Origin of the sequence: Rhodococcus sp. LB1 (assembly GCF_001583455.1) — a bacterium.
Classification (GTDB): domain Bacteria; phylum Actinomycetota; class Actinomycetes; order Mycobacteriales; family Mycobacteriaceae; genus Rhodococcus_F; species Rhodococcus_F opacus.
In genome coordinates this window covers 16,799-40,083 of the sequence record NZ_LTCZ01000046.1, presented here as the reverse complement: position 1 = coordinate 40,083, position 23,285 = coordinate 16,799, and the positions used below count along the sequence as shown (strand labels likewise).

The window sequence follows — 23,285 nt, the reverse complement described above, 5'->3', positions numbered from 1 at the left end:
CTACGTAGTTTGGGCCTGGTTGAGACACATCGCAATTGACTAGAGTGAACCAATGTTCTCGGCTGATGATCTCAAACTCTTTCTGGAAGTCGCACGTCGTGGCAGGCTCACCGAGGCTGCCAAGCACTTGCAGATCAACCACACCACGGTCAGCCGCCACATCACTCGCCTTGAGCGAGCGGTGGAGAATCGCTTGTTCGATCGCACTTCCGACGGCTGGACATTGACAGATGCCGGGGCCCAACTGCTGGTCCATGCCGAGATGGTGGAAGCGGCTGTGCTTGCAGCGCAGGAAGATTGCTTGTCGCGGGGCCCATCCCTGACGGGCCATGTGCGCATTATTGCTCCCGACGGATTCGGGGCCTACCTGTTACTCCCCGGCCTCGGAGCGATCCAAGGCCAGCATCCTGGCCTCATAGTCGAAGTTGTCACGGCGAACAGACACGCGTCACTCACCCCCCGGGAGTTCGACCTCGCTATCACGATTGAGCGTCCGCAGGCTCGCGCCGTGACAGTTCAGAGACTCGCCAACTACTCGCTGGGATTCTATGCGTCGCATGACTACCTAGCCTCACACCCGCCGGTAGAGACGTTAGAAGATCTCTACAACCACGTCTTGATCTGGTACGTAGATACAGCGCTCGACTTCAGCACGTTCAATCTGCTGTACGAGTTGCTGCCGAACGCGCAAGCCCAGATTCAGACCAACAACATCGCCGGATTCATCCAGGCTGCAGAAGCGGACCTGGGAATAGCATTGCTTCCTTCATTCATCGCTGATGGAAATCAGCGCCTGCAACGACTCACGAAAATCACGGCGAAGATTGAACGCAGCTACTGGATTTCCGTTCCACGCGACCTGGTGCGTCTGGCTCGAGTTCGCGTCATGTCCGAGCACATCGAGAAGCTGGTCGCGAACGCCAGCGGACTGCACCTGGCTCGGTAGCCGCTATCGCGTTCGCCTCACAGCCGCGTCCACGAGCTGCTGACTCGAACGCCGCTCGCGACGAAGAGCTGGAAAATTGGGCAGCGGCGTTCCACCTCACGCCCAAGGTCGCCGAGCTCTTCAGTGCTGAGTGACGATTCCACGGCAACGTCGACGTCGAGGGTGTTGAACTGGGAAGTTCCCGGCATGCCGCGCACCAGCACCGAGTTGTCGAAGCTCGTCTCGATGGTCGTCCGGACCTGCCCCAGCGTCACTCGCCGCGACCGCGCGACGATATCGGCAGTGATTTGGCAGCAGGCACCGAGCGCTCCGAGAAGGTGTTCGAAGGGGCCAAGCGCTCGGTCCTTGCCACCGAACGCGGGGTCGCCGTCGAACCGTAGCGGGCGCGCCGGATCCGCACCGTGCGCCACGTGATACACACCTGCCCCACGACCGCTGACGGTTGATCTGTACACCACGAGCTCATCCCATACTGTTCAGCGCAGACGTCAGCGACCGGGCAGTCTCCGGCCGATATGTGTAGTGAAAGTTGCGGCCCTCCTTACGTACCTGCACCAGGCCGGCGGTCCTCAGCGTTTTGACGTGATACGAGACGGTGGAGGCAGACACGTGGGATTCCTCGACCAGGTCGGTACAGGCCATCTCGTCGACAGCCGCGATGCGCCTGAGCAGATCCAACCGGACGGGGTCCGCCAGCGCTTTGAGGACGTCCACCAACTCGTCGAGCGTGGGGGCGGCGCCGTGGAGCATGGGCACTCCTAATCCTTCGATATTTCTATTGATGGCCAACAATCCAACTATATCTTGATGCTTGATTTGATGGCGCCGAACCGCGGATACCCGCGTCCACCTGCCGTTGTGCAAATTTGCAGAGCCTCGCGACGCTTTGGTTATTGCCACCCCGGTTGCCCCCGGTTGAGACTTGAGACACACCAGAGAGATGGCGGGTCGGGCGTCACAACCACGATTCGACCGTCCCCCTCAAAGCCCAAATCCACTACGGGTCGCGGCCGGCGACGACCCGGACCCGTACACCCGCCACACCCTTCGACACGTCACCGCAACCTCAGCGGCGACCCACCTCCCGAGAGGAGACCCCGGCTATGAGCTCATCGAACGCGCCGTCGGGTACCCGAAAACCTAACTCTCTGAGAATGGTTGCGCTCGGCAGTTTCGTCGGCACCACGATCGAGTGGTACGACTTCTTTCTGTACGGCACCGCCGCAGCCCTGGTATTCAGCCCCCTCTTCTTCCCGGACGTCAGCCCCGCGATCGGACTCATCGCAGCGTTCGGTACCTACGCGGTGGGCTTCCTCGCCCGCCCCATCGGCGGAATCGTCGCCGGCCACATCGGTGACCGGGTGGGACGTAAGGCGATGCTGGTGGCGTCGCTGCTGATCATGGGAGCGAGCACCACCCTCATCGGCGTCCTTCCCACCCACTCCTCAATCGGCATCTGGGCACCGATCCTCCTGCTCGTTCTTCGTCTCGCAAAGGGATTCGGCGTCGGCGGCGAATGGGGCGGCGCAGCGCTGATGTCCGTGGAGTCGGCGCCACCGAACCGCCGCGGCTTCTACGGGAGCTTCACCCAGATCGGCGTCTCCGCCGGCATGCTGCTTGCCGTCGGAGCGTTCAGCATCGCTCGCACCGTTCTCGACGACGCAACCTTCCTCGCCTGGGGCTGGCGCATCCCCTTCCTCATCAGCGGCCTGCTGGTCTTCGTCGGCCTACTAATCCGCATCGGATTGTCGGAACCCGAAAAGTTCGCCGACATGAAGAGGAACGACACCATCGCCGAAAGGCCCGTCGTCGAGCTGTTCCGCCACGAACGACGGGCGGTGTACCTGACAACCGGAATGCGACTGTCACAGAACGCGATCTACTACCTCTACACGGTGTTCGGCATCGCCTACATCGCCCGAAGTTTGGGCACAGCGACCAGCGTCGGCTTGAACTCCGTCCTGATCGCGTCAGCGATAGGCCTCTTTTCCGTACCGATCTGGGCAGCACTGTCCGACAGATTCGGCCGACGCCCCCTATATCTATTCGGCGCCGTTACCAGCGCACTGTTCATCGGCCCGTTCTTCCTCCTGGCCGACACCGGCAACCCGGTCCTGATCACTCTCGCCATGGTGATCGGATTGAACTTCTTCCACGACGCGATGTACGGCCCGCAAGCGGCCTTCTTCTCCGAAATGTTTTCCACCGGAGTGCGATACAGCGGCGCATCAGTCGGCTATCAAATCGGCTCGGTGTTCGCCGGCGGCTTCTCACCTCTGATCGCCACATCACTGCTCGCAGTCGGAAACGGAAGCCCGTGGCTGGTGGTCGGGTACTTCACCGTCCTCAGCGTCATCACCGTGGTCTGCGCCTTCCTTGCACCGGAGACCAACAAAAAGGACATCGATCTCGATCCCCACAGCTCACCGAAAAGAACTGCTGCGGTCGACAACCACGACTCCCCTGCTCCCTCAAACGCCTAGCGAAGGCATCCTTCGACGCCCGCGCACGCTCACACGAAACGAAAGGCAATACCTCATGACCAGCACCTCCTCAGCCACCATCAACGGTGTCGACAAGCAGGCCCTCCACTCCACGATCGACGCGGTCCGCGAGACCCCCGCACTCGCCCAGGTGACGTTCTCACTCGGATCCGAGTGGCTCGACGGCTGCCATCAGCGTTCGACCACGGGCGAGCTGCACCAGAACGGTGAGCTGGTGAGCAGCCGGGAGGCGTCGTACGTCCTCGAGTCCGACGAGCCGGCGGCTTTGCTGGGCACGGACAAGGCTGCCAGCCCCGCCGAGTACGTGCTCCAGGCGCTCGCCGGCTGCTACGCGGTCACCTACGCCACCAACGCGGCCGTGCGGGGCATCGAACTGTCCTCGCTGCGACTGGAGATGCAGACCGATTTCGATCTCCAGGGCTTCCTCAATCTCGACGACAGCGTCCGCCCCGGCGCCCAGGAGATCCGGATTAGCGTGCACGCCGAGTCCCCGAACGCCTCGACCGCGCAGCTGCAGGAGCTTACCGACGCTGTGCAGAAGCGTTCGCCGATTCGGGACACCCTCGCCAACCCGGTGCAGGTCGTCACCACCCTGGTGAAGTAGCCATGTTTCCCCTGACCGTCGACCATCTGCTGTGGCGAATGAGCAACATTCATCCGCAGTCGGAGGTCGTGAGCATCGCAGGAGAAGCCAGCGGGTCGCCGACCACACGTTGGTCCTTCCCCGATGTGGCGGCGCGAGCGCAGCGTCTGGCCGCCGGTGCGCACGCAGAGCTGGGCATCGGGCCAGGGCACACGGTCGCGGTACTCGCGTTCAACACTCTCGAGCACTTCGAGGTCATGCTCGGCGTGCCCCTTCTCGGCGCCGCCGTCAACAGCCTCAACGCACGCCTGAGCGTTGAGCTCCTCATCGACCAGGCCATGTCTCCCCGACCGGCCGCCGTGGTGGTCGACGGGGAGATGGTGGACCACCCGGTCCTGGGTCGGAACGTCCGGTCGGTCCTGGGCGTATTGCGCCAGGCCGGGGTACCCCTGATGGTCGTCGGCGAGCGCGACTGGACCGAGCACGCGGACACGGTCGTCCGCTACCGCGACCTGACCGAGGCAGACGCGACCCTGTCGGCGCCGGCTGCGGTGGAGGATGAGAACACTACCGCGTACCTGTTCCATACCAACGGAACGACCGGGCGGCCAAAGAGTTACGCGGTCAGCCACCGCGCGGTCATGCTGCACACCCTCAGCCAGGCCACCACCGCCGCCTCGGGGCTGCACAGCTCCGACCGGGTCCTTCCACTGGCACCGTTCTTCCACGTGAACGGATGGGGGCTGCCTCTGACCTGCGCGCTGACCGGAGCGTCGCTGGTCCTCTGCGGCGGTGACCTCGCTGCGGACCGCGTGGCCGCGATCCTCAGCGAGGAGTCCGTCACCGCCGCTGCCGCGGTCCCAACGGTCTGGCACGACGTATGCGCGGCCGTCGCCGCCGGGCACGCACCGCGGCCGAACCGTCTGCGGGAGGTCTTCAGTGGTGGCAGTGCCGTCCCGCAGCCCGTCGTGGACGCGGTGGCGACCGTTCTCGGTGCCACCGTCAGCACGGCTTGGGGCATGACCGAGACCATGGCGTGCAGCACCTACGAACGCCTCGAACCCACGACCTCGGCCGGAGTCCCCATTCCCCTGGTGGAGCTACGTGTCGACACTGGAGGGTTCGCTCAGGACGGCTCCGAGCCGACCATGGGCAAGCTGCAGGTACGGGGGCCGTTCATCGTGGGAGTACGGGACGGCGACAGGAACTGGTTCGACACCGGCGACATCGCCTCGATCGACCAGCAAGGCCGTTTGCGGCTGCACGACCGGGAGAAGGACCTGATCAAGTCCGGGGGCGAGTGGATCGCGACCGCCGAACTCGAGCAATACCTGTGCACCCACCCGGCCGTGTCGTCGGCCGCCATCGTGGCGATGGCACATCCGCGATGGATCGAGCGGCCGCTCGCCTACATCGTGGCCGCCGACAACGCCACCGGGGACATCGACGCCGCGCTTCGCGCGCACGTCGGTGAGCGATTCCCCCGATGGTGGATTCCCGACCAGTTCATCGTCGTCGACGCATTGCCCCGGACCGCCGTGGGCAAGGTCGACAAGGCCCGTCTGCGGACGCAGTCGGACTCCGAAATCGAATTGCGAAGCGAGGCAATAGCATGACCACATCCACTGACGATCTCGTCCGTACCGAGTACCGCGGAGAAGTCGCCTGGCTGACCATCAACCGGCCGAAGAAACTCAACGCGCTGTCGGTCGAATTGATGCAGGAACTGTCGCAGGCCCTGACCGCCGCGGAAGCCGACCCGGCGATCAAGGTCGTCGTCCTGCAGGGCGGCGAAAAGTCGTTCAGCGTCGGCTACGACATCGCCCAGGAAGTGGAGATGGGTGTCTCGACCGCCGAACAGTGGCATGCCGGCCTGACCAACAACATCGGGCTGTCGATGCAGGTGTGGCGACTGAAGAAGCCGGTCATCGCCGCCGTCTCCGGGTGGTGTCTGGCCGGTGGCTGCGAACTGGCGATGGCGTGCGATCTGATCATCGCGGCCGACGACGCCCAGTTCGGTGAGCCTGAGATCCGGTTCGGCTCCGGGCCTGTGACGCTGTTGATGCCGTTCCTGCTCGGGCAGAAGGCAACCAACGAATTGCTCTACACCGGAGACATCATCGACGCCGAACGAGCCGCAACGCTCGGGATGGTCAACCGTGTGGTCAGCAAGGCCGACCTGGACAAGACCGTCGACGTCCTCGCCCGCAAGATCGCACTCACTCCCCTGTCGATCCTCCGGTACACCAAGCGGGCCATCACCCGTGCCTACGACGCGATGGGGCTGACCAGCGCGGTCGAGTCGAATCTCGATATCGCCGCGGTGTTGAACTCGGCCGAAACTCCCGAGCGTGCCGAGTTCACCGAGCTCGTCGCGTCCAAGGGACTCGGGGCCGCCCTGGCGTGGCGGGACGAACGGTACGGCGCCGTCGAGCAGTAACAGTTCCGGCGCCGGTTGCGCGAGAACTCTTCTCACGCGCCCGGTGTCCGAAATCTGATCCCCGCCGACGCGCCTCTCCGATTGAAGGGGCCGGGGGGTTGGGGAATAGCACCCGATCAATAGTTTGATGATTCTACGAATATGAATATATAGGAGATGATCGTGACCGAACTGATGGAGCGCCAGTCCGTTGCCGACCCAACCACCGACGCGGTGGAGCCGGGAACGCTGCCCCCACTCGGCGTGGTTCCCAAGAGCATGCACGCGCAGGTCGTGCGCCCGGAGCGGTACGGCGATCCCGCCACCGCGTTCGTCCACGAGGTCGTCGACACCCCGCAGCTCGGTACCGGTGAAGTGCTGATCGCCGTGATGGCGGCCGGCGTCAACTACAACAACGTCTGGGCAGCCCGCGGCTACCCGGTAGATCAGGTCGCGACCCGGCAGCGACGGGGCGAGACCGAGGACTTCCACGTCGGAGGGTCGGACGCCTCGGGCATCGTCTACGCCGTCGGTGAAGGGGTCAGCGGCATCAGCATCGGCGACGAGGTCGTCGTCCATCCGGGAGTGTGGGACGAGGACGACCCGTGGATCACCTCCGGACGCGACCAGATGATCGCACCCAGTGCGAAGATCTGGGGCTACGACACCAACTACGGCTCGTTCGGGCAGTTCGCCCGCGCTCAAGCGCACCAAATACTCCCCAAAGCGGCACACCTGAGCTGGGCCGAAGCGGCTGCACCCACCCTGGTCGGCACGACCGCCTACCGGATGCTGCACGGCTGGCAGGGGAACACCGTCACCGAGGGCGACCTGGTGTTGGTGTGGGGTGGCTCCGGCGGACTCGGAACCCAGGCCTGCCAGCTCGTCCGCGAAGCCGGCGGCCGGGCGATTGCCGTGGTATCGGACGACGAACGCGGCTCCTACGCGATGAAGTACGGGGCCATCGGCTACATCAACCGCCGCGAATTCGATCACTGGGGAATACCGCCGTTGGTCGACGACGCCAAAGGCCAGAAGAAGTGGACCGCCAGCGCCCGCGCGTTCGGCAAGAAGATCTGGGAAATCGCCGGCAACCGAGAAGACCCGGCGATCGTGTTCGAGCACCCCGGCGCCTCAACCATTCCGACCAGCATCTTCGTGTGCCAACCGGGCGGCATGGTCGCCATCTGCGCCGGAACCACCGGCTTCGACGCCATGGTGGACCTGCGGTACCACTGGACCCGCCAGAAGCGACTGCAGGGCTCGCACGGCACCAACGACGCCCAGGCGATCGCCTACAACCAGCTGGTCGTCGACGGGAAGATCGACCCGGTCGTCGGCCGCGTCCTGCCCATGGCCGACATTCCGCCCTCCCACGCCCAGATGGGCCGCGGCGAAGAGGTCTTCGGCAACACGGTCCACCTCATCGGTGCCACAACCCCCAACGAGGGTCGCCGAGCCTGATTACCCGCAACGGCACAGCAGAACCACAAGCAAAGGTGCACAAAATGTCCCGAGCATGGAAAGTCCGTCAGTACGGTGAGCCCTCGTCCGTCCTCCGTCTGGAAGCGGCAACCGTACCCACCCCCGGCCACGGGCAGGTGCGGCTTCGAGTGGCCGCCACCTCGTGTAACTTCGCCGACGTTCTGCTGTGCCGGGGCGAGTATCAACAGAAGCCGGATCCGCCGTTCACCCCAGGCCTCGAGGTGTGCGGCTGGGTGGACGACATCGGTGGCGGAGTCGACCCCATGTTGCTCGCCTCGCGGGTCGTCGGCCAGCCAATCCTCCCTCATGGCGGCTTCGCCGACGTTGCCCTGCTGAACGCGGACGAGGTCTACATCGTTCCCCGCGCCATCGACGACAGTGTCGCGGCAACCTTGAATCTGACCTATCTGACCGCTTGGCTGGGCCTGCACCGACGGGCGTCGATCAAGGCCGGTGACACCATCGTGATCACCGCCGCTGCGGGTGGTGTCGGCTCGGCGGCCGTGCAGGTCGCCCGAGCGGCAGGCGCGACCGTGATTGCGATCGTGTCCGGTGCAGACAAAGCCGCTACCGCCTCCCGTCTCGGAGCCGACGTGGTCATCGACCGATCCGACGGCGACGTGATCGAGCAGGTGAAGGCAGCCGCACCGGCCGGCGCCGACATCGTGTTCGACTCGGTTGGCGGCAAGGCCTACGAGCAGGCAACGAAATACATTGCCTTCGAGGGACGCATCGTGGTCATCGGATTCGCCAGCGGCTACATTCCACGTCCGCACCTCAACCACGCGTTAGTGAAGAACTACACCATCGCGGGCCTGCACTGGTCGTTGTACCGCAAACACCGACCGGACCTCGTACACATCGCCCAAGCAGCCATCTTCGAGATGGCCGCCGCCGGCCTGATTGATCCGCTGATCACCGCCCGATTAGGCCTCGAAGATGTACCCACAGCCCTCGACCAGCTCGCCCACGGACGCACCCAAGGAAAGACAGTCATCACCGTCTGACGTCGTCCGTCACCCATCGCAGAAACCAAGAAGAAACAGGAGTGAGGCATATGACCTCCATGGCCGAAGAAGCCCCGTCGTTCGACGGCAACTGGGACGAGTACGAACACCTCCGCGTCGAACGCCGCGGTCCGGTAGCGCTGATCACGCTCGACCGCCCGAAAGCGCTCAACGCCCTATGTGATGCTCTCACCATTGAACTGACCCACGCGCTCGATACCACCGAGGCCGACGACAGCATCGGTGCCGTTGTATTGACCGGCAGCGCCAAGGCCTTCGCGGCGGGCGCCGATATCGCCGAGATGCAGCCGAAATCGTTCACCGACGTCTACCTCGAAGACTTCATCACCGCCAGCTGGGAACGCGCCTCGACCACCCGCAAGCCCATCATCGCCGCGGTCGCCGGATACGCCCTCGGCGGCGGCGCCGAACTCGCAATGAGCTGCGACCTGATCATCGCCGCGGACACCGCCAAATTCGGCCAGCCCGAAATCACCATCGGGATCCTTCCCGGCGCCGGCGGCACCCAACGCCTGACCCGCGCCGTCGGCAAGTCCAAGGCCATGGACATGGTCCTGACCGGCCGCACCATCGACGCCGAGGAAGCGGAGAAGATCGGCCTCGTCGCCCGCATCGTCCCCGCCGACACCCTCATCGACGAGGCAATCGCCATCGCGCAGCAGATCGCCGGATTCTCCCGACCCTCGGTCCTGATGGCCAAAGAGGCCGTGAACTCCGCCTTCGAGACCCCCTGGCAGAGGGCCTGCGGTTCGAGCGTCGCCTGTTCCACGCCGCCTTCGCCACCGACGGCCAGACCGAAGGCATGACCGCCTTCCTCGACAAGCGCAAGCCGCACTTCACCAACCGTTGAGAAAGCGAGATCTGCACATGGCTTCACCAATCGCACTCCCGCGGATCATGCGGATTGGCGGCGGCGCCGTCGCCGAGATCGGCGAGGTGGTCTCGAGCCTCGGGCTCACCCGCCCGCTGGTGGTCACCGATTCGTTCCTCGTCGGCACCGGCGCCGCGGAACAGATGATCAAGACCCTCGAGTCCGCCGGTCTGTCGCCGCGCCTGTTCGCCGACACCGTCCCGGATCCGACGACCGACTCCCTCGACGCCGGACTGGCCGCGATCGCCGAGCACGACTGCGACTCGGTCATCGGGTTCGGCGGCGGCAGCCCGATGGACACCGCCAAGGCCCTGGGAATCCTCGGCCGCCAGGGCGGGCAGATGCGCGACTACAAGGCCCCCCGCAACAACACCGGGCCGGCCCTGCCGGTCATCGCCGTCCCCACCACCGCCGGAAGCGGCTCGGAAGCAACCCAGTTCACCGTCATCACCGACAGCGTCTCCGACGAGAAGATGCTCTGCCCGGGCCTGGCGTTCCTACCGATCGCCGCGGTCATCGACTACGAGCTAACCGTGTCGATGCCGCCCCGGCTGACCGCCGACACCGGCGTCGACGCCCTCACCCATGCCATCGAGGCGTACGTCAGCAAGAAGGCCAACCCCTTCGCCGACAGCCTCGCGCTCGTCGCGATCGGCACCATCGGCCGGGTCCTGCGCCGCGCCTACACCGACGGCTCCGACACCGAGGCCCGTGAGCAGATGATGCTCGCCGCCACCCAAGCCGGGATCGCGTTCTCCAACTCCTCCGTCGCCCTGGTGCACGGAATGAGCCGGCCGATCGGCGCCCACTTCCACGTCGCCCACGGACTATCGAACGCCATGCTCTTCCCCGCGGTCACCGCGTTCTCGGTCCGCGCCGCGGAATCCCGGTACGCCGACTGCGCCCGCGCCCTCGGAGTCGCCACCACCGGCGACGACAACACCACCGCCGCGAACAACCTCGTCGACGCGCTGCGCGAGCTGTGCCGCGACGTGGCCGTGCCCACGCCCAAGGCCTACGGCATCGACAAGGCCCGCTGGGACGAACTGATCCCGCTCATGGCCGAACAGGCCCTCGCCTCCGGGTCACCGAACAACAACCCCCTCGTCCCGACCGATGCCGAGATCCGCGACCTCTACGCCCAGATCTACGGCTGAAAACCCTTTCAGGAGAACACTTCACATGACTGCCACCCTTCCCACCCCGTCGACCGGCACCACTGGCTGTCGGCCGGTCGACATCGACCACTACATCGCCGGTCAGATCGACGCCCGCGGCGCCGCCACCCGCGCCGACGTCTACAACCCCGCCACCGGGCAGATCACCGGCAAGGTCGCGATGGCCACCACCGCCGATGTCGATGCCGCGGTCGCCGCGGCGGCCGCGTCCTTCCCCGCCTGGTCGGCCACTCCCGCGCACATCCGGGCCCGCATCCTGTTCCGATTCCGCGACCTCGTCGAACGCGACGCCGACCGGCTCGCCGCCATCATCACCGCCGAGCACGGCAAAGTGCACTCCGACGCCAAGGGCGAGGTGACCCGCGGCCTCGAGGTCGTCGAATTCGCCTGCGGCATCCCGCAGCAACTCAAGGGCGAGTTCTCCGAAAACGTCGGCCGCGCCGTCGACGGAGTCACCTTCCGCCAGCCGCTCGGCGTCGTCGCCGGCATCTCCCCGTTCAACTTCCCCGCCATGGTCCCGATGTGGATGTTCCCCGTCGCCCTCGCCTGTGGGAACACGTTCGTGATGAAGCCCTCCGAGAAGGACCCCACCCTCAGCGTCGAACTCGCGAAGCTGCTGACCGAGGCCGGCCTGCCGGACGGGGTGTTCAACGTCGTGCACGGCGACAAGGTCGCGGTCGACGCCCTCCTGACCCACGATCATGTCGAGGCGATCAGCTTCGTCGGCTCCACCCCGGTCGCGGAGTCCATCCACACCACCGCCTCCGCGCAGGGCAAACGCGTCCAGGCCCTCGGCGGCGCGAAGAACCACATGGTGATCATGCCCGACGCCGACCTCGACCAGGCCGTCTCCGCCCTCATGGGCGCCGCCTACGGCTCCGCCGGAGAGCGGTGCATGGCCATCTCCGTCGCCGTGCCCGTCGGCGAGGAAACCGCCAACGCCCTGCGCGATCGTCTCGTCGCCGCCCTCGCCGATCTGAAGGTCGGCCCCGGTACCGACCCCGACGTGGAGATGGGCCCGCTGGTGACCGGGGTGCACCGCGACAAGGTCGCCTCCTACATCGACATCGGCGTCGAGGAAGGCGCCGAACTCGTCGTCGACGGCCGGCCGAGCACCCCGAAGGACGCCGGGGCGGGATTCTTCCTCGGCGGCACCCTCTTCGACCACGTCACCCCGACCATGCGGATCTACCTCGAGGAGATCTTCGGACCGGTCCTGTCCATCGTCCGCGCCGAATCCTTCGAGAAGGCCCTCCAGTTAGTCAACGATCACGAATTCGGCAACGGCACCGCCATCTTCACCGCCGACGGCAACACCGCCCGCACCTACCTCCACCACGTCAAGGTCGGCATGGTCGGCATCAACGTCCCCATCCCCGTCCCCATGGCCTTCCACTCCTTCGGCGGCTGGAAACGGTCCCTGTTCGGTGACCACCACATCCACGGCCCCGAAGGCGTGCGGTTCTACACCCGCAACAAGACCGCCACCACCCGCTGGCCCAACGACACCCAGACCCGCACCGACTTCTCCATGCCCACCCATGAGTGAGGTCCGATTCGGGCGGTGCGGATACACCCTCACGCATGAGCGCACCACAGTTCAGCCCGAGCAAAGCACCATCGTCCCCGACGACGCCGACGAGATCCGGTTCCACCACCAGGGTCCGGTCGCTCGAATCGTTCTCAATCGCCCGAAGGCGTTGAACGCGCTGACCACATCGATGATCGCCCAGCTCCATCGCGCCCTCGACGGGTGGGAAGAGAATCCGGGGACCGCTGTGGTTCTGGAGAGTTCGAGCCCGAAGGCGTTCTGCGCCGGTGGTGACATACGTCAGATCCGCCAGAACACTGTGGACGGTGCATACGGCGACAGCGACGACTTCTTCGCCTCCGAGTACCGCCTCAACGCCCGGATCGCGGAACTCACAACCCCCTTGGTCTCACTGATCGACGGGGTCTGCATGGGCGGCGGAATGGGATTGTCCGTGCATGGTGCGTTCCGTGTCGTCAGTGACAAGGCGGTGCTGGCGATGCCCGAAACCGCGATCGGGTTCTTCCCGGATGTCGGCGGTAGCTATTTCCTGTCCCGACTTCCGGGTGCGCTCGGGATGTACCTCGGGTTGACGGGCTACCGTCTCGATGCTGCCGATGCCATGTACACCGGGCTGGCCACGCACCGGGTTACCGACGTGGCCCTCGTGGTGTCAGCGCTGGAGGAAAACCCGCAGACGCCGATCGATGAGGTGCTGCGCTCACTGCCTCCCGCAGCCCCGACTACCACCAGCCGGTTGGCCGAACACCGATGCGAGATCGATTGGTGCTTCGGCGCACCGAGCCTGTCCGAGATCCACTCCCGCCTCCGTGATCATCACAGCTCATGGTCACGGGAAACTCTCGCGGTACTCGATTCGGCGTCCCCGCAGAGCTTGGAGGTGACGTTCGCGGTGTTGACCGCGGGCAAACAACGGAACCTGCTGCGCTGTTTGAAGATGGAGCTGGACGTCGCCACCCATCTCGCCCGCACGCCCGACTTCGTCGAAGGCGTCCGTGCGGGTTTGGTCGACAAGGATCGATCCCCCGTTTGGGGAGAATCGCTGTTCGGCGGGTTCGACGCCGGTGGGTCGAGCGTATGGCACCGTCTACCGTAACCTGCTGGGACGCCGCTGGATACGTGCTCTGGGGGATGCGGCGATGTCTCCCAGAGTGATCCACGTGGTTACCGCTGGTGCGGGACTCGTCCTGGCCGGCGTTCTGACGCTTGCCCTCGTCCAAGTGGAGGATCCCACCTCCGGACACTGGCCAGCCCTCGACCTCACTCTCACTCTCCGCGCGGTGGCCTTGATGTGCGGCGCTTCCCTGCTCGCCGGTGGGGTGCTGTGCTGCGTGTGGGCGCGCCCGTTGTCCTGCTACGTCGACGACGACAGTCCGCGATCGTGACTCCCCAACTTCGCGGGAACCGCGATACCGAATGTGGTTGTCCCACCATATTTTCGATCATTTGTTGGGCATATTCGGTGTCGAGAACTTGGGCGTTGACCCAGCGACCGCCGATGTGATCTGATTCTCACATCCAATACTTCGATAGATTTAGGAGTATCAAAATGATTCCTGCGCCTCCGCCCAGCACCCCTCCGGACAACCCTCGACCGACCTTGTCATGGACCAAGCGCGTGATCTGCACGATCCTCGTAGCCACACCGGTCGCGCTCGCACTGTCCGTTCCGCTGTATCAGCACACCGAACCAACCCTCGGCGGATTGCCGTTCTTCTACTGGTTCCAGATGACCATGGCGATCGCCGCCGCCTGCGGATGTGGCGCCACCTACTACATCGCCTTCCGCAACGAACCTGAAATCGGGGACGCGCAATGACCTTCAACGGCGTCACCTTCGGTGTGTTCATGGTCCTGTTCGTACTGGTTACCGGAATGGGCTTCGTCGCCAGCCGATGGCGCCGAGCCAAGAACGAACACCAACTCGACGAGTGGGCCCTCGGCGGCCGCGGCTTCGGCGGATTCATCACCTGGTTCCTTCTCGGCGGAGACCTGTACTCCGCCTACACCTTGATCGCTGTACCCGCAGCGATCTTCAGCATCGGCGCCTTCGGCTTCTACGCGGTGCCCAACGCGGTCGTCCTCTACTCGCTGGGCTTCCTGTTCCTGCCCCGTCTAGTTCGGCTGGCCCACGCGAAGGGCTATGTGACGCTGACCGACTTCGTCAACGACCGCTTCAAATCACAAGCCCTCGGCCTGGCGATCACCCTCACCGGACTGCTGGCCACCCTGCCCTACCTCGCACTGCAGCTCGTCGGCCTCGAGGTCGTCTTCGCATCCATGGGTATCCAAGCGGGCCCGACCGCCAGCTGGATCGTGCGCGATCTCCCCCTGTTCATCGCGTTCGGAGTCCTCGCGGCATACACCTACTCCTCGGGTATCCGCGCGCCGGCACTGATCGCGTTCCTCAAGGACGGGCTGACCTACATCGTGGTCATCGTCGCCGTCATCGTCATCCCGATCAAACTCGGCGGCTTCGGGCAGATCTTCGCCGACGCCGGCGCCGCAATCGCCGAACGCACCAACTCCCCCGACCCGGAAGCGGCGACGATCAGCGTCAACGCCAGCGTCTACATGACCCTCGCGCTCGGCTCCGGCATGGCGTTCTTCCTGTACCCGCATGCCATCACCGGTGTCTTCGCCGCCCGCGGCGCCCGCACGGTACGCCGAAACATGTCCGTCCTCCCGATCTACACCGTGCTCCTCGGCTTCGTGGCGTTGCTCGGCATAATGGCGCTGGCGGCCGGAATCAAACCCCTCAACGGCAATCCGCAGTTCGCCGTGCCACAGTTGCTACAAGAGATGTTCCCCTCGTGGTTCGTCGGCGTCGCATACGCCGCGATCGCGATGAGCGCCCTTGTACCGGCGGCAATCATGGCCATCGGCGCCGGGAACCTGGTCAGCCGGAACATCATCCGCCAGTTCTCCCGCTCCGAAACCACCAGCCGCCGGGAAACCGAGATCTCCAAGGTAGTGTCCGTACTGGTCAAGCTCGGGGCGCTGGTGTTCGTCCTGACCCTCGACAGCCAGTTCGCCCTCAATTTCCAGTTGCTCGGCGGTATCTGGATTCTGCAGACCATCCCCACGGTGCTGCTCGGCCTGTTCACCGAACGCTTCGCCGACAAGCGGGCACTGCTGGCAGGGTGGGCATTCGGTATCGCCTACGGCACGATCGCCGCCTACAACGTCTCATCCCCCAAGGCCAGTCACTTCGGTGGCTCGACGGCGGCCCCGTTCTTCCTGTCCTCGCCGATGTACATCGCCATCTCGGCGCTGATCCTGAACCTCGTCGTGACGCTCGTCTGGAGCGGCATCACCTCGACACTGCGCCGTACCCGGCAGATCAACACCACCGCACCGATATCACCCGAATCGACCGCAACCGGCATTAACGCCGGTGCCGTCGCAAACGCCCCCGCCGCCCACTGACCTTCAGGAGTGCCGATTTCCATGACTGCCACCATCAACCGGACCGACGACGGTCCAGTCCGGATTTTCACCATCGCAAACCCCGCCAAGCGCAACGCATTCAGCGGCGATATGGCCCCACAACTGCGGAAGTTACTGCTCGAGGCCGATCAGACCACGTCCGTCCGGGCCATCGTGATCACCGGTGACGCCAACACCTTCTCGTCCGGACACGATCTGCAGGAAGTCCTGCACAACCCGGACACAGCAGGTGACCCCGAGGCCAATGCCGCCTTCACCCTGCCCGCCGACCTCGGCACCCCGGTCATCGCAGCCGTGAACGGCGCAGCCTATGCCGCCGGATTCATCCTGGCACTCAACTGCGACATCCGGATCGCCGGCCACAATGCGAAATTCTGCGCTGTCGGCGCCCGCATCGGCCTGGTCCCCGTCGGCGGGCAGTTGAGCCGCCTGCTGGACATCGTGACCTACCCGGTCGCCTTCAAAATGCTGGCCACCGCCGCACCAGTCGCCGCCGACGCCGCCCGCGAATCCGGATTCGTCAGCGAAGTATGCCACCCGGCTGACACTCTCGCCCGCGCACTGACGCTCGCACATCAGATCGCAGAAGTCTCACCCGCCGTGGTGCGGGCGATAAAGACCGGGCTGCGGGTGACCCTGCACAACGGACTCGACGCCGGCAACGCACTCGAGCCGCTTCTCGCCGCAGTGGTCCGTGACCTGCCCGACGGAGACGAAGGTGTGCAGTCCTTCCTGCAGAAGCGGCCTCCGCAGTACCCGAATGCACCCACCGATCTGCAGGACAAGCTCGAGAAGGCGGGAGCAGACCGATGACCCAACGACTCCGCGAAGACATCATTCGCGACCTTGCCATCCGCTACGGCGTCGCCGCCAACGCGGTCACCTTCGCCACCAACGGGGTCGAAGCCGGGCGGATCGCAGAAGCAATCGGCCGTCCCGTCGCCGTGAAACTGGTCGCCGACAATGTCGTCCACAAGAGCAAGGCCGGTGGTGTCCTGCTCGGGGTGGCGCCGGAAGATACCCGACGCCGCACCGACGAACTCCTCGAGACGCAGCGCGCCATGGGGGCCACGGTCCGCGGCGTCACCGTCGAGGCCATGGTGGACTCCGGTCTCGAAGCGGTAGTCGGCGGTCTCGACGCACCCGGCTTCGGCCCGGTCGTGATGTTCGGACACGGTGGGGTCGACATCGAAACACTCGACGACGTCGTGTTCGCGCTGGCCCCAGTCGATGCCGTCGAGGCCCGGCGGATCGTGTCGAGCACCCGACTCGGACGGGTCATCGAGAAGCGCTTCCCGCAGCGCCTCGACGACGTCGTCGAGATGCTCGTCGCCGTCGGCGGACCGTCCGGTCTGCTGCTCAACGAGGACATCACCGAAGTCGACTTTAACCCGGTCGTCGTCACCTCCGATCGCATCGTCGCCGTCGATGCCCGAGCGACCGCACTCGATGTCACCGAATGCCATGTACGTCCGGTTCCCGATCCATCTGCCAGCTACGAGACCCTGCGGCCGGCGATCTACCCGCGATCGGTGGCCATCATCGGTGCCTCCGCCGACGAACGGAAAATGGGTTTCCGTTCGGTGCGCAGCCTCGTCGACTTCGGCTACACCGGCCAGGTCCTGCCGATCAGCGGCAAGAACACCAGCATCTACGGTGTGTCGACTTTGCCGGATATCGACGCGCTTCCCGAGAACATCGATCGCGCGGTCCTCGCGCTACCGGCCGCGGCGGTGCCCGACGCGTTGCGCGCGCTCGCCGCACGCGGCACCCGCACCGCGCACATCCTCACCGCCGACACACCGCCATTCAAGGACATACTCAACGCAAGCGACCTACGGGTGCTCGGGCCCAACTGCATCGGCCACTACACGCCGTACGAGCGGATGACCATGATCGGCACCGACGCGTCCAGCACGACCGAGGGGCACCTCGCGGTGGTGTCGCAGTCCGGCACCTACGCCGGCGACATCCTGCGGCGCGGGACCGAGCTCGGTCTTCAATTCAGCTTCGTCAGCTCAGTGGGCAACTGTGACGATGTCAGTCCCGCCGAGTTCCTGGCCTTCTGCGAAGCCGATCCCCGAACACACGCCGCCGCCTTTTACCTCGAGGACGACCGGTGGGCCGGCGACTTCTTCCGACTCGCTCGCAAGATGACCAAACCCGTGGTCCTACTCAAGGGCGGCCGCACCGCGGCGGGCGGCGCCGCCGCCGCCTCGCACACTGGCGCCCTCGCCAGCGACCCACAGCTTCTCGAGGACGCCGCACGCCAGGCGGGAGTGCTACTGGTCGACGACCTCGACCAGCTGCTCGACGTCCTCACGGCGCTACAATTCGTCCCCGCGCTCGACGGGGACAACCTTGCCCTGGTCGGCAGCGGCGGTGGCGTCGCCGTGGTCGGCTCCGACCGTGCCGACCGGTGGAACCTGCAGATGGCACCGTTCGCCGAATCCACACGCGAACGCCTCACGCCGTTCGAGGCCCCGGGAACCAGCTTGTCGAATCCGATCGACATACCGATCTGGTCCCTATTCGACGAGACCGGGAGCTTCACCGGCTCCATCGTCTCCGCGGTCGCCACCGACGACTCGATCGACGCGATCTGCGCGTTCCTCGATCTCGGCACCGTGTTCGATCTGCAGGCCATCGAGCCCGGAAACAAGCTGGTGCGGTCGCTGACCGAGGACCTCGTCAACGCCGAGCGCGGTGGCATCCCCCTCGCGCTGGTCCTGCGCAGTGGATTCGACCAGAACCAGGACGAGTTGGTACGACAGCTGCGGCCCGTGGCAGCCGCCGCCGGTGTCGCACTGTTCGATTCTGTGGACCGCGCGATCGACGCTCTCGGTGGTGTCCGGTGGCTGGCCCGCCGCGGCAAGAACCCCGGAGGTCACCTGCGGTGAGCCCATACGACGCCGAGCTCCAGCCGGCACCCGGGCGCATACCGGCCGCTGCGCCGGCGCAACGATCCTCAACGGCGCTCACACTGATCGCCATCAGCACATTCCTGTCGATGAGTGTGTGGTTCTCGGCGTCGTTCGTGGTCCCGCAACTGGTGGCCGTGTGGAACTTGTCCGCGGCCGGTTCATCATTGCTGACCATCGCCGTCCAGTTCGGCTTCGTCATCGGTGCGGTCACCGCCGCTGCCACCGGCCTGGCCGACGCCGTACCCGGCCGCATCCTGATCTTCGGCGGCGCCGTCGGCGCCGCCCTGGCCAACCTGAGCCTTCTGTTCGCCGATGGTCTCGCCACAGCCCTACCGCTGCGGCTGCTCACCGGCATCTTCCTCGCCGCGGTATATCCGCCGGCACTGAAAGAGGTATCCACCTGGTTCCGAAGCGGTCGCGGCACCGCCCTCGGAGTCATGATCGGCGCACTCACGCTCGGCTCCGCGCTGCCGCACCTGGTCAACTCGTTCGGAGATGTGCAGTGGCAGCATGTCATCACCGCCACCACCATCATGACTGCGGCGGGTGGCGGCCTGATCCTGCTACTTCGCACGTCCGGCCCGTACCCATTTCCCCGGCAGCCGTTCAGCCTCACCGCCACAATCACCAGCCTCCGGAACAAACACGTCGCTCTCGCCAACATCGGCTACATGGGCCACATGTGGGAGCTCTACGCCATGTGGGCCTGGGTCGGGGCATTCCTCGCCACCCTTCCTGCCATCGCCACCGGCCCCCACCCCGACGCGACGGGGTCCGCACTCTCCTTCGCCTGCATCGGTGCCGGAGCAATCGGGTGCTTCGTCGGCGGCCGTCTCAGCGACCGATATGGCCGCGCGCAATCGGCACTGATCTGCCTTATCTGCTCGGGAACCGCAGCAATCGGGCTGAGTATCCTCGACACCGCACCGCTACCGATCGTGCTCACTGTTTGTGTGTTCTGGGGATTCTGGGTCATCGCCGACTCCGCACAATTCTCGGCGCTAGTGACCGAACGCGCAGACCCGGTCTACGTCGGCGGTGCGGTCTCGATCCAACTCGCACTCGGCTACCTCACGACAACCCTCACCCTGTGGCTGGTTCCGGTCTTGGTCGAGCACTGGTCCTGGTCTGCCGCACTGCTGACTCTCGCGCTGGGGCCGGTCATCGGGGCAGCCGCAATGGCGCTCCTCATTCGGGCGGACCGCGACATCACAACGTCCCTGCCGACGGAGAACGGCGAATGAGCTCAGAATCCCACCTCCCAGACGAAATCGCCCGCATCGCCCGCATCCTCGCAGACCCCGTGCGACTGCACCTGCTTACCATCATCGCTCGAATGCGGGAGATTTCGTGTACGCACCTCGTAGACCACGCAGATGTCGGTGCATCCACCGTCTCCTACCACGTGAAGATGCTCACCGAAGCAGGATTGGTGACCGTCGCCATCGACGGACGACGCCGATATGTACGTTTCGAACGAGAAGCACTGCGTCACTTAACCGAACTCCTGGTCGCCTCCGTCGGTCGTGACACCTCACAACGGGCCCTGCAAGCACTGCCGAGAATTCGAGCATCAGACGATGGGGAACCGCAGGCCTCCTCTGCAGAACAGGGGCGACAATGAATCCCGCTCATCCTCTGCCGCCGCCTACTCCGATGCAGTTACTCGACATCAATAACCGGCTTAGACTCGAGCACCGAAAACTAACCAAAACAATCGATTCCGTATTAGGGGTAGGCCTTCAAGCGCACGGCAGATGTGCGCTACCGTGATCCGGTTGTCCTCGATCAACTCGAACCCGGACACCGCGGCGGCGGCACGTTCCATGAACAGCGTCACGGCGTCGTACTGGGGCAGCCCGCGCAGGGACAACTCATCGTCCGTGTCGGGAATCGTCAGGGGCGGTACGCGCAGTATCGCTCCCCTTCGATACCGAGGGCCTCCCGGCTCGTGGCCAAAATCCGAAGCTCGGGACAGGTCCGAAGCAGTTTCCCGGAGAGCGTGGCGACTGCATCCACCAAACGCTCGCAGTTGTCGAGAACGTGCCGAACTCGGCAGACAGATCACCCTCGACGGCATCCATGCAGCCCAACAGTTCGACGCGCTCGGTCTCGCCGAGAGCCCTGTGGGGATGGTCGGCAATCCGGCGGCGGCATGGCAACCGCCGCAATCACCCTGACCGACTCTCCGAAATTCAAGCTCGCCAGGAGCGCCCCGGCAGTTTAGCGATGAACATCGAGGAACCGGCGTGGGCGTTAAGCATCGCCGTCACTGGCGCGACTGTGCTGCAGCCTTCGGCATCCGGAGAGTCTGATCTCAACTTCATGAAATCAGACTTAGACGCGCCCCCGGATGCTGTTCTATCCAGGAGTCGAGACTTCGCCGCGAGATCCGCGCGTGCCCGCTCGAGAACACCCGGTGAGCTGCCAGCAAAGCAGTCGTTGTCGAGTCGGTGATCTCGTCGAATGCGTTAACCTCGATCCGGGCCGTAGAGCGCTGCTCGGCGGGCGAAGTGCGTCGGCCAAGCATCTCGGACAATGTGAGTGGGTCTTTACGTGCCCGCTTCGCGCGCGCCGGGCGCTGTACCATCCCTCATCCACGCGATACGTCGCTCCACTCCCTTCAACGCCATGTCGGGATGGGGCAGGATGAAGAAGCGATTGGTTCGGATCGCGTCGACAACCATCTCTGCTACGTGGCCCGGTTCCAGGCCGGACGCGGCGGTCGTGTCTGCCAGACGCTCGACCGAAGAACGCCGAACGGGATCTGCCAACGTGGATACGACGCCGCTGGGCCGGTTGCGTTCGGACTCTGTCATGCGTGTTTTGACCGGACCTGGGCACAGCACCGAGACCCCGATCGACTCTCCTGCCGTTCGCAATTCGATCTCGAGATTTTCACTCATCCCCAGAACCGCAAACTTGGATGCAACGTAGGGGCTCATTGTTGCTGCACCGGTCGCGAATGCAGCCACCGAGCAGGTGTTGACAATGTGCGCCTCGGGTTGTTGCCGGAGGAGAGGGAGAAACTCCCGGCAGCCGTGGAGGACACCGTAGAAGTTGACATCCATCACCCACTGCCAGGTTCGCAGGGGAATGTCGGAGAACAACGCGCCGCTGTCGACCCCCGCGTTGTTGCACAGGATATGGACACCGGCGAATTCGTCGATCGTGCGTAATGCCAGGTTGTGCACACTCTCCGGATCCGATACGTCTGTCTGGACACCGATAGCGTCGGCTCCTGATGCACTCAGGGCCGAAACTGCGATATCCAAACTGCCTTCTTCGATATCGGCAAGTACGACCTTCACACCTTCCCCGGCAAAACGTTCTGCCATTGCGAATCCGATCCCGCTGGCGCCGCCAGTGACGACTGCAACCTTGCCTTCGAGCTCTACCATGCCGATCTCCTGATCCGAAACAGTCACCGTGGGAGGATTGAAAGTTCTTCCTGGCAGCACTTCCTGTGCTGATCAGGATTCATGGACCTTCCGGTGCCTGCGGCGCACAAATCCGATCACCGCCGCCGCAGCACGACTCACGCAGTCGAGTCACACACCAACCGAAGTGCGCGACCCGACTGGATCAGGGAATCCGAGCGAGTTGCCCCGTTACTCGAACAATTCGGGTATGCGCGTCATTGACTCGAAATACGGATCCGCACCGGTGAACGTGGCTATCTCGATCGCCGACAGGATCTCCTCCACGCTGGCACCTGCATCCAGCGCGGCCCGCGTATGGATCTGCACGCCTGGGACGTATAGGTGTGTGACCACGCAATCAATGGCAATGTAGATCAATTCACGCAACTTCACTGGCAACGAACCGAATTGGGCCCCGACGGTGGAGAAGTTCATGTAGGCCTCGAACATGTCCGGGTCGAGCGCCAAGACATCGTCCCAGCTCTTGTGCCAGTACCCGCGCTTCTGTTCGAAATCCGCACGCAGGTTCCGCTGTCGGTCACTCAGCCCGGATGGAGGACGAATCCCCCTTTCGGACAGAACTTCTGCAACGGCCGGCGCCCCGGTCGACAGTGCATGGATACTCATGATGCTGACCAGCTGCAATACGTCACGGACCTCGGCTCGACTCGCGCCGAGGTCGAGAGCGGCCCGCACATATGCACGCAGTCGCGGCCAATTCGTGCTGGCAGCGTTGCCTACGACAGCGACCCCAATCAGCGCTTGTTCGATAGGGGTGAGCGCCCCACGTGATCGGGGGACGTCGACCATAGCGCCAAATCTGTCGAAGAACTCTGGGGAATCGCGGTACTCGGCGTCGAGCGTGTCGTTCCAATCACCGAGGTGACCGGACAGAGCCTGCACGGGGGCCAAATTCTCCTTGG

At 64.7% G+C, this 23,285-nt stretch carries 21 protein-coding genes and 2 pseudogenes; 18 read left to right on the top strand and 5 right to left on the bottom strand.

Annotated elements, in window-relative coordinates; genetic code table 11:
- Positions 1 to 52: 52 nt before the first annotated feature.
- Complete coding sequence (locus tag AZG88_RS08890; protein ID WP_061697480.1) at positions 53 to 946, top strand: LysR family transcriptional regulator; 894 nt, start codon at positions 53 to 55, stop codon at positions 944 to 946.
- A 17-nt stretch (positions 947 to 963) separates the two neighbouring features.
- On the opposite strand, the gene AZG88_RS08885 is transcribed toward AZG88_RS08890, so the two are convergent.
- Both AZG88_RS08885 and AZG88_RS08880 read right to left on the bottom strand, forming a co-directional pair.
- Positions 964 to 1,356, bottom strand: coding sequence for an OsmC family protein (locus AZG88_RS08885; protein ID WP_231913894.1), 393 nt, complete (start codon positions 1,354 to 1,356; stop codon positions 964 to 966).
- Positions 1,357 to 1,408: 52 nt separating this feature from the next.
- A complete protein-coding gene (locus AZG88_RS08880) occupies positions 1,409 to 1,696 on the bottom strand; it encodes an ArsR/SmtB family transcription factor (protein ID WP_061697478.1) in 288 nt (95 codons plus the stop codon).
- A 353-nt stretch (positions 1,697 to 2,049) separates the two neighbouring features.
- Between AZG88_RS08880 and AZG88_RS08875 the strand changes: the two genes are divergently transcribed.
- The 17 genes and pseudogenes from AZG88_RS08875 (at position 2,050) to AZG88_RS49685 (ending at position 20,564) form a co-directional block, all read left to right on the top strand.
- Positions 2,050 to 3,429 (top strand): MFS transporter, encoded by a 1,380-nt coding sequence (locus AZG88_RS08875; RefSeq protein WP_061697477.1) that lies wholly within the window; start codon positions 2,050 to 2,052, stop codon positions 3,427 to 3,429.
- A gap of 55 nt (positions 3,430 to 3,484) precedes the next feature.
- Positions 3,485 to 4,054 carry an OsmC family protein gene (locus AZG88_RS08870; RefSeq protein ID WP_061043341.1) on the top strand — a complete coding sequence of 190 codons (570 nt, stop codon included), beginning with the start codon at positions 3,485 to 3,487 and terminating at the stop codon, positions 4,052 to 4,054.
- Between the two features lie 2 nt (positions 4,055 to 4,056).
- The gene (locus tag AZG88_RS08865; protein WP_061697476.1) at positions 4,057 to 5,649 is read left to right on the top strand and encodes an AMP-binding protein; all 1,593 of its coding nucleotides are present in this window, start codon (positions 4,057 to 4,059) and stop codon (positions 5,647 to 5,649) included.
- The gene (locus tag AZG88_RS08860; protein WP_061043339.1) at positions 5,646 to 6,473 is read left to right on the top strand and encodes an enoyl-CoA hydratase/isomerase family protein; all 828 of its coding nucleotides are present in this window, start codon (positions 5,646 to 5,648) and stop codon (positions 6,471 to 6,473) included. The genes AZG88_RS08865 and AZG88_RS08860 overlap by 4 nt, the downstream gene beginning before the upstream one ends.
- Before the next feature lie 162 nt (positions 6,474 to 6,635).
- On the top strand, positions 6,636 to 7,916 hold the full coding sequence (gene ccrA, locus AZG88_RS08855; protein WP_156517452.1) for a crotonyl-CoA carboxylase/reductase: 1,281 nt from the start codon (positions 6,636 to 6,638) through the stop codon (positions 7,914 to 7,916).
- A 44-nt stretch (positions 7,917 to 7,960) separates the two neighbouring features.
- The gene (locus AZG88_RS08850; protein ID WP_061697475.1) at positions 7,961 to 8,944 is read left to right on the top strand and encodes an NADPH:quinone oxidoreductase family protein; all 984 of its coding nucleotides are present in this window, start codon (positions 7,961 to 7,963) and stop codon (positions 8,942 to 8,944) included.
- Positions 8,945 to 9,003: 59 nt separating this feature from the next.
- A pseudogene (locus AZG88_RS08845) lies at positions 9,004 to 9,815 on the top strand (enoyl-CoA hydratase).
- Between the two features lie 17 nt (positions 9,816 to 9,832).
- Positions 9,833 to 10,993, top strand: a complete 1,161-nt coding sequence (locus AZG88_RS08840) for an iron-containing alcohol dehydrogenase (RefSeq protein ID WP_061697474.1) — start codon at positions 9,833 to 9,835, stop codon at positions 10,991 to 10,993.
- Between the two features lie 25 nt (positions 10,994 to 11,018).
- On the top strand, positions 11,019 to 12,563 hold the full coding sequence (locus AZG88_RS08835) for a CoA-acylating methylmalonate-semialdehyde dehydrogenase (RefSeq protein ID WP_061697473.1): 1,545 nt from the start codon (positions 11,019 to 11,021) through the stop codon (positions 12,561 to 12,563).
- Positions 12,556 to 13,662, top strand: a complete 1,107-nt coding sequence (locus AZG88_RS08830) for an enoyl-CoA hydratase/isomerase family protein (protein ID WP_063886788.1) — start codon at positions 12,556 to 12,558, stop codon at positions 13,660 to 13,662. The genes AZG88_RS08835 and AZG88_RS08830 overlap by 8 nt, the downstream gene beginning before the upstream one ends.
- Positions 13,663 to 13,726: 64 nt before the next feature.
- A complete protein-coding gene (locus AZG88_RS08825; protein ID WP_231913892.1) occupies positions 13,727 to 13,951 on the top strand; it encodes a hypothetical protein in 225 nt (74 codons plus the stop codon).
- Between the two features lie 233 nt (positions 13,952 to 14,184).
- Positions 14,185 to 14,385, top strand: a complete 201-nt coding sequence (locus AZG88_RS08820) for a DUF3311 domain-containing protein (protein WP_231913890.1) — start codon at positions 14,185 to 14,187, stop codon at positions 14,383 to 14,385.
- On the top strand, positions 14,382 to 15,995 hold the full coding sequence (gene mctP / locus AZG88_RS08815) for a monocarboxylate uptake permease MctP (protein WP_061697471.1): 1,614 nt from the start codon (positions 14,382 to 14,384) through the stop codon (positions 15,993 to 15,995). The genes AZG88_RS08820 and mctP overlap by 4 nt, the downstream gene beginning before the upstream one ends.
- Positions 15,996 to 16,016: 21 nt before the next feature.
- The gene (locus tag AZG88_RS08810; RefSeq protein ID WP_061697470.1) at positions 16,017 to 16,829 is read left to right on the top strand and encodes an enoyl-CoA hydratase/isomerase family protein; all 813 of its coding nucleotides are present in this window, start codon (positions 16,017 to 16,019) and stop codon (positions 16,827 to 16,829) included.
- Complete coding sequence (locus AZG88_RS08805; protein WP_061697469.1) at positions 16,826 to 18,916, top strand: acetate--CoA ligase family protein; 2,091 nt, start codon at positions 16,826 to 16,828, stop codon at positions 18,914 to 18,916. The genes AZG88_RS08810 and AZG88_RS08805 overlap by 4 nt, the downstream gene beginning before the upstream one ends.
- Entirely contained in the window at positions 18,913 to 20,184 is a 1,272-nt protein-coding gene (locus AZG88_RS08800; RefSeq protein ID WP_061697468.1) for an MFS transporter, read from the top strand. The genes AZG88_RS08805 and AZG88_RS08800 overlap by 4 nt, the downstream gene beginning before the upstream one ends.
- Positions 20,181 to 20,564, top strand: coding sequence for an ArsR/SmtB family transcription factor (locus tag AZG88_RS49685; RefSeq protein WP_082833264.1), 384 nt, complete (start codon positions 20,181 to 20,183; stop codon positions 20,562 to 20,564). Before AZG88_RS08800 ends, AZG88_RS49685 begins: the two co-directional genes overlap by 4 nt.
- Positions 20,565 to 20,669: 105 nt before the next feature.
- Here AZG88_RS49685 and AZG88_RS53440 read toward each other — a convergent pair.
- From AZG88_RS53440 to AZG88_RS08780, 3 genes and pseudogenes are all read right to left on the bottom strand, one after another.
- Positions 20,670 to 20,983, bottom strand: a pseudogene (locus AZG88_RS53440) (hypothetical protein); the annotation flags it as partial.
- A gap of 509 nt (positions 20,984 to 21,492) precedes the next feature.
- Positions 21,493 to 22,368, bottom strand: coding sequence for an SDR family NAD(P)-dependent oxidoreductase (locus AZG88_RS08785; RefSeq protein WP_082833263.1), 876 nt, complete (start codon positions 22,366 to 22,368; stop codon positions 21,493 to 21,495).
- A gap of 183 nt (positions 22,369 to 22,551) precedes the next feature.
- Complete coding sequence (locus tag AZG88_RS08780) at positions 22,552 to 23,265, bottom strand: carboxymuconolactone decarboxylase family protein (protein ID WP_231913889.1); 714 nt, start codon at positions 23,263 to 23,265, stop codon at positions 22,552 to 22,554.
- Positions 23,266 to 23,285: the final 20 nt, after the last annotated feature.

Bases quoted from the DNA above. Each gene is read 5' to 3' on its own strand.
- AZG88_RS08890 (WP_061697480.1), top strand. From the start codon at position 53: ATGTTCTCGGCTGATGATCTCAAACTCTTTCTGGAAGTCGCACGTCGT.
- AZG88_RS08880 (WP_061697478.1), bottom strand. From the start codon at position 1,696: ATGCTCCACGGCGCCGCCCCCACGCTCGACGAGTTGGTGGACGTCCTC.
- AZG88_RS08875 (WP_061697477.1), top strand. From the start codon at position 2,050: ATGAGCTCATCGAACGCGCCGTCGGGTACCCGAAAACCTAACTCTCTG.
- AZG88_RS08870 (WP_061043341.1), top strand. From the start codon at position 3,485: ATGACCAGCACCTCCTCAGCCACCATCAACGGTGTCGACAAGCAGGCC.
- AZG88_RS08865 (WP_061697476.1), top strand. From the start codon at position 4,057: ATGTTTCCCCTGACCGTCGACCATCTGCTGTGGCGAATGAGCAACATT.
- AZG88_RS08860 (WP_061043339.1), top strand. From the start codon at position 5,646: ATGACCACATCCACTGACGATCTCGTCCGTACCGAGTACCGCGGAGAA.
- AZG88_RS08850 (WP_061697475.1), top strand. From the start codon at position 7,961: ATGTCCCGAGCATGGAAAGTCCGTCAGTACGGTGAGCCCTCGTCCGTC.
- AZG88_RS08840 (WP_061697474.1), top strand. From the start codon at position 9,833: ATGGCTTCACCAATCGCACTCCCGCGGATCATGCGGATTGGCGGCGGC.
- AZG88_RS08835 (WP_061697473.1), top strand. From the start codon at position 11,019: ATGACTGCCACCCTTCCCACCCCGTCGACCGGCACCACTGGCTGTCGG.
- AZG88_RS08830 (WP_063886788.1), top strand. From the start codon at position 12,556: ATGAGTGAGGTCCGATTCGGGCGGTGCGGATACACCCTCACGCATGAG.
- mctP (WP_061697471.1), top strand. From the start codon at position 14,382: ATGACCTTCAACGGCGTCACCTTCGGTGTGTTCATGGTCCTGTTCGTA.
- AZG88_RS08810 (WP_061697470.1), top strand. From the start codon at position 16,017: ATGACTGCCACCATCAACCGGACCGACGACGGTCCAGTCCGGATTTTC.
- AZG88_RS08805 (WP_061697469.1), top strand. From the start codon at position 16,826: ATGACCCAACGACTCCGCGAAGACATCATTCGCGACCTTGCCATCCGC.
- AZG88_RS49685 (WP_082833264.1), top strand. From the start codon at position 20,181: ATGAGCTCAGAATCCCACCTCCCAGACGAAATCGCCCGCATCGCCCGC.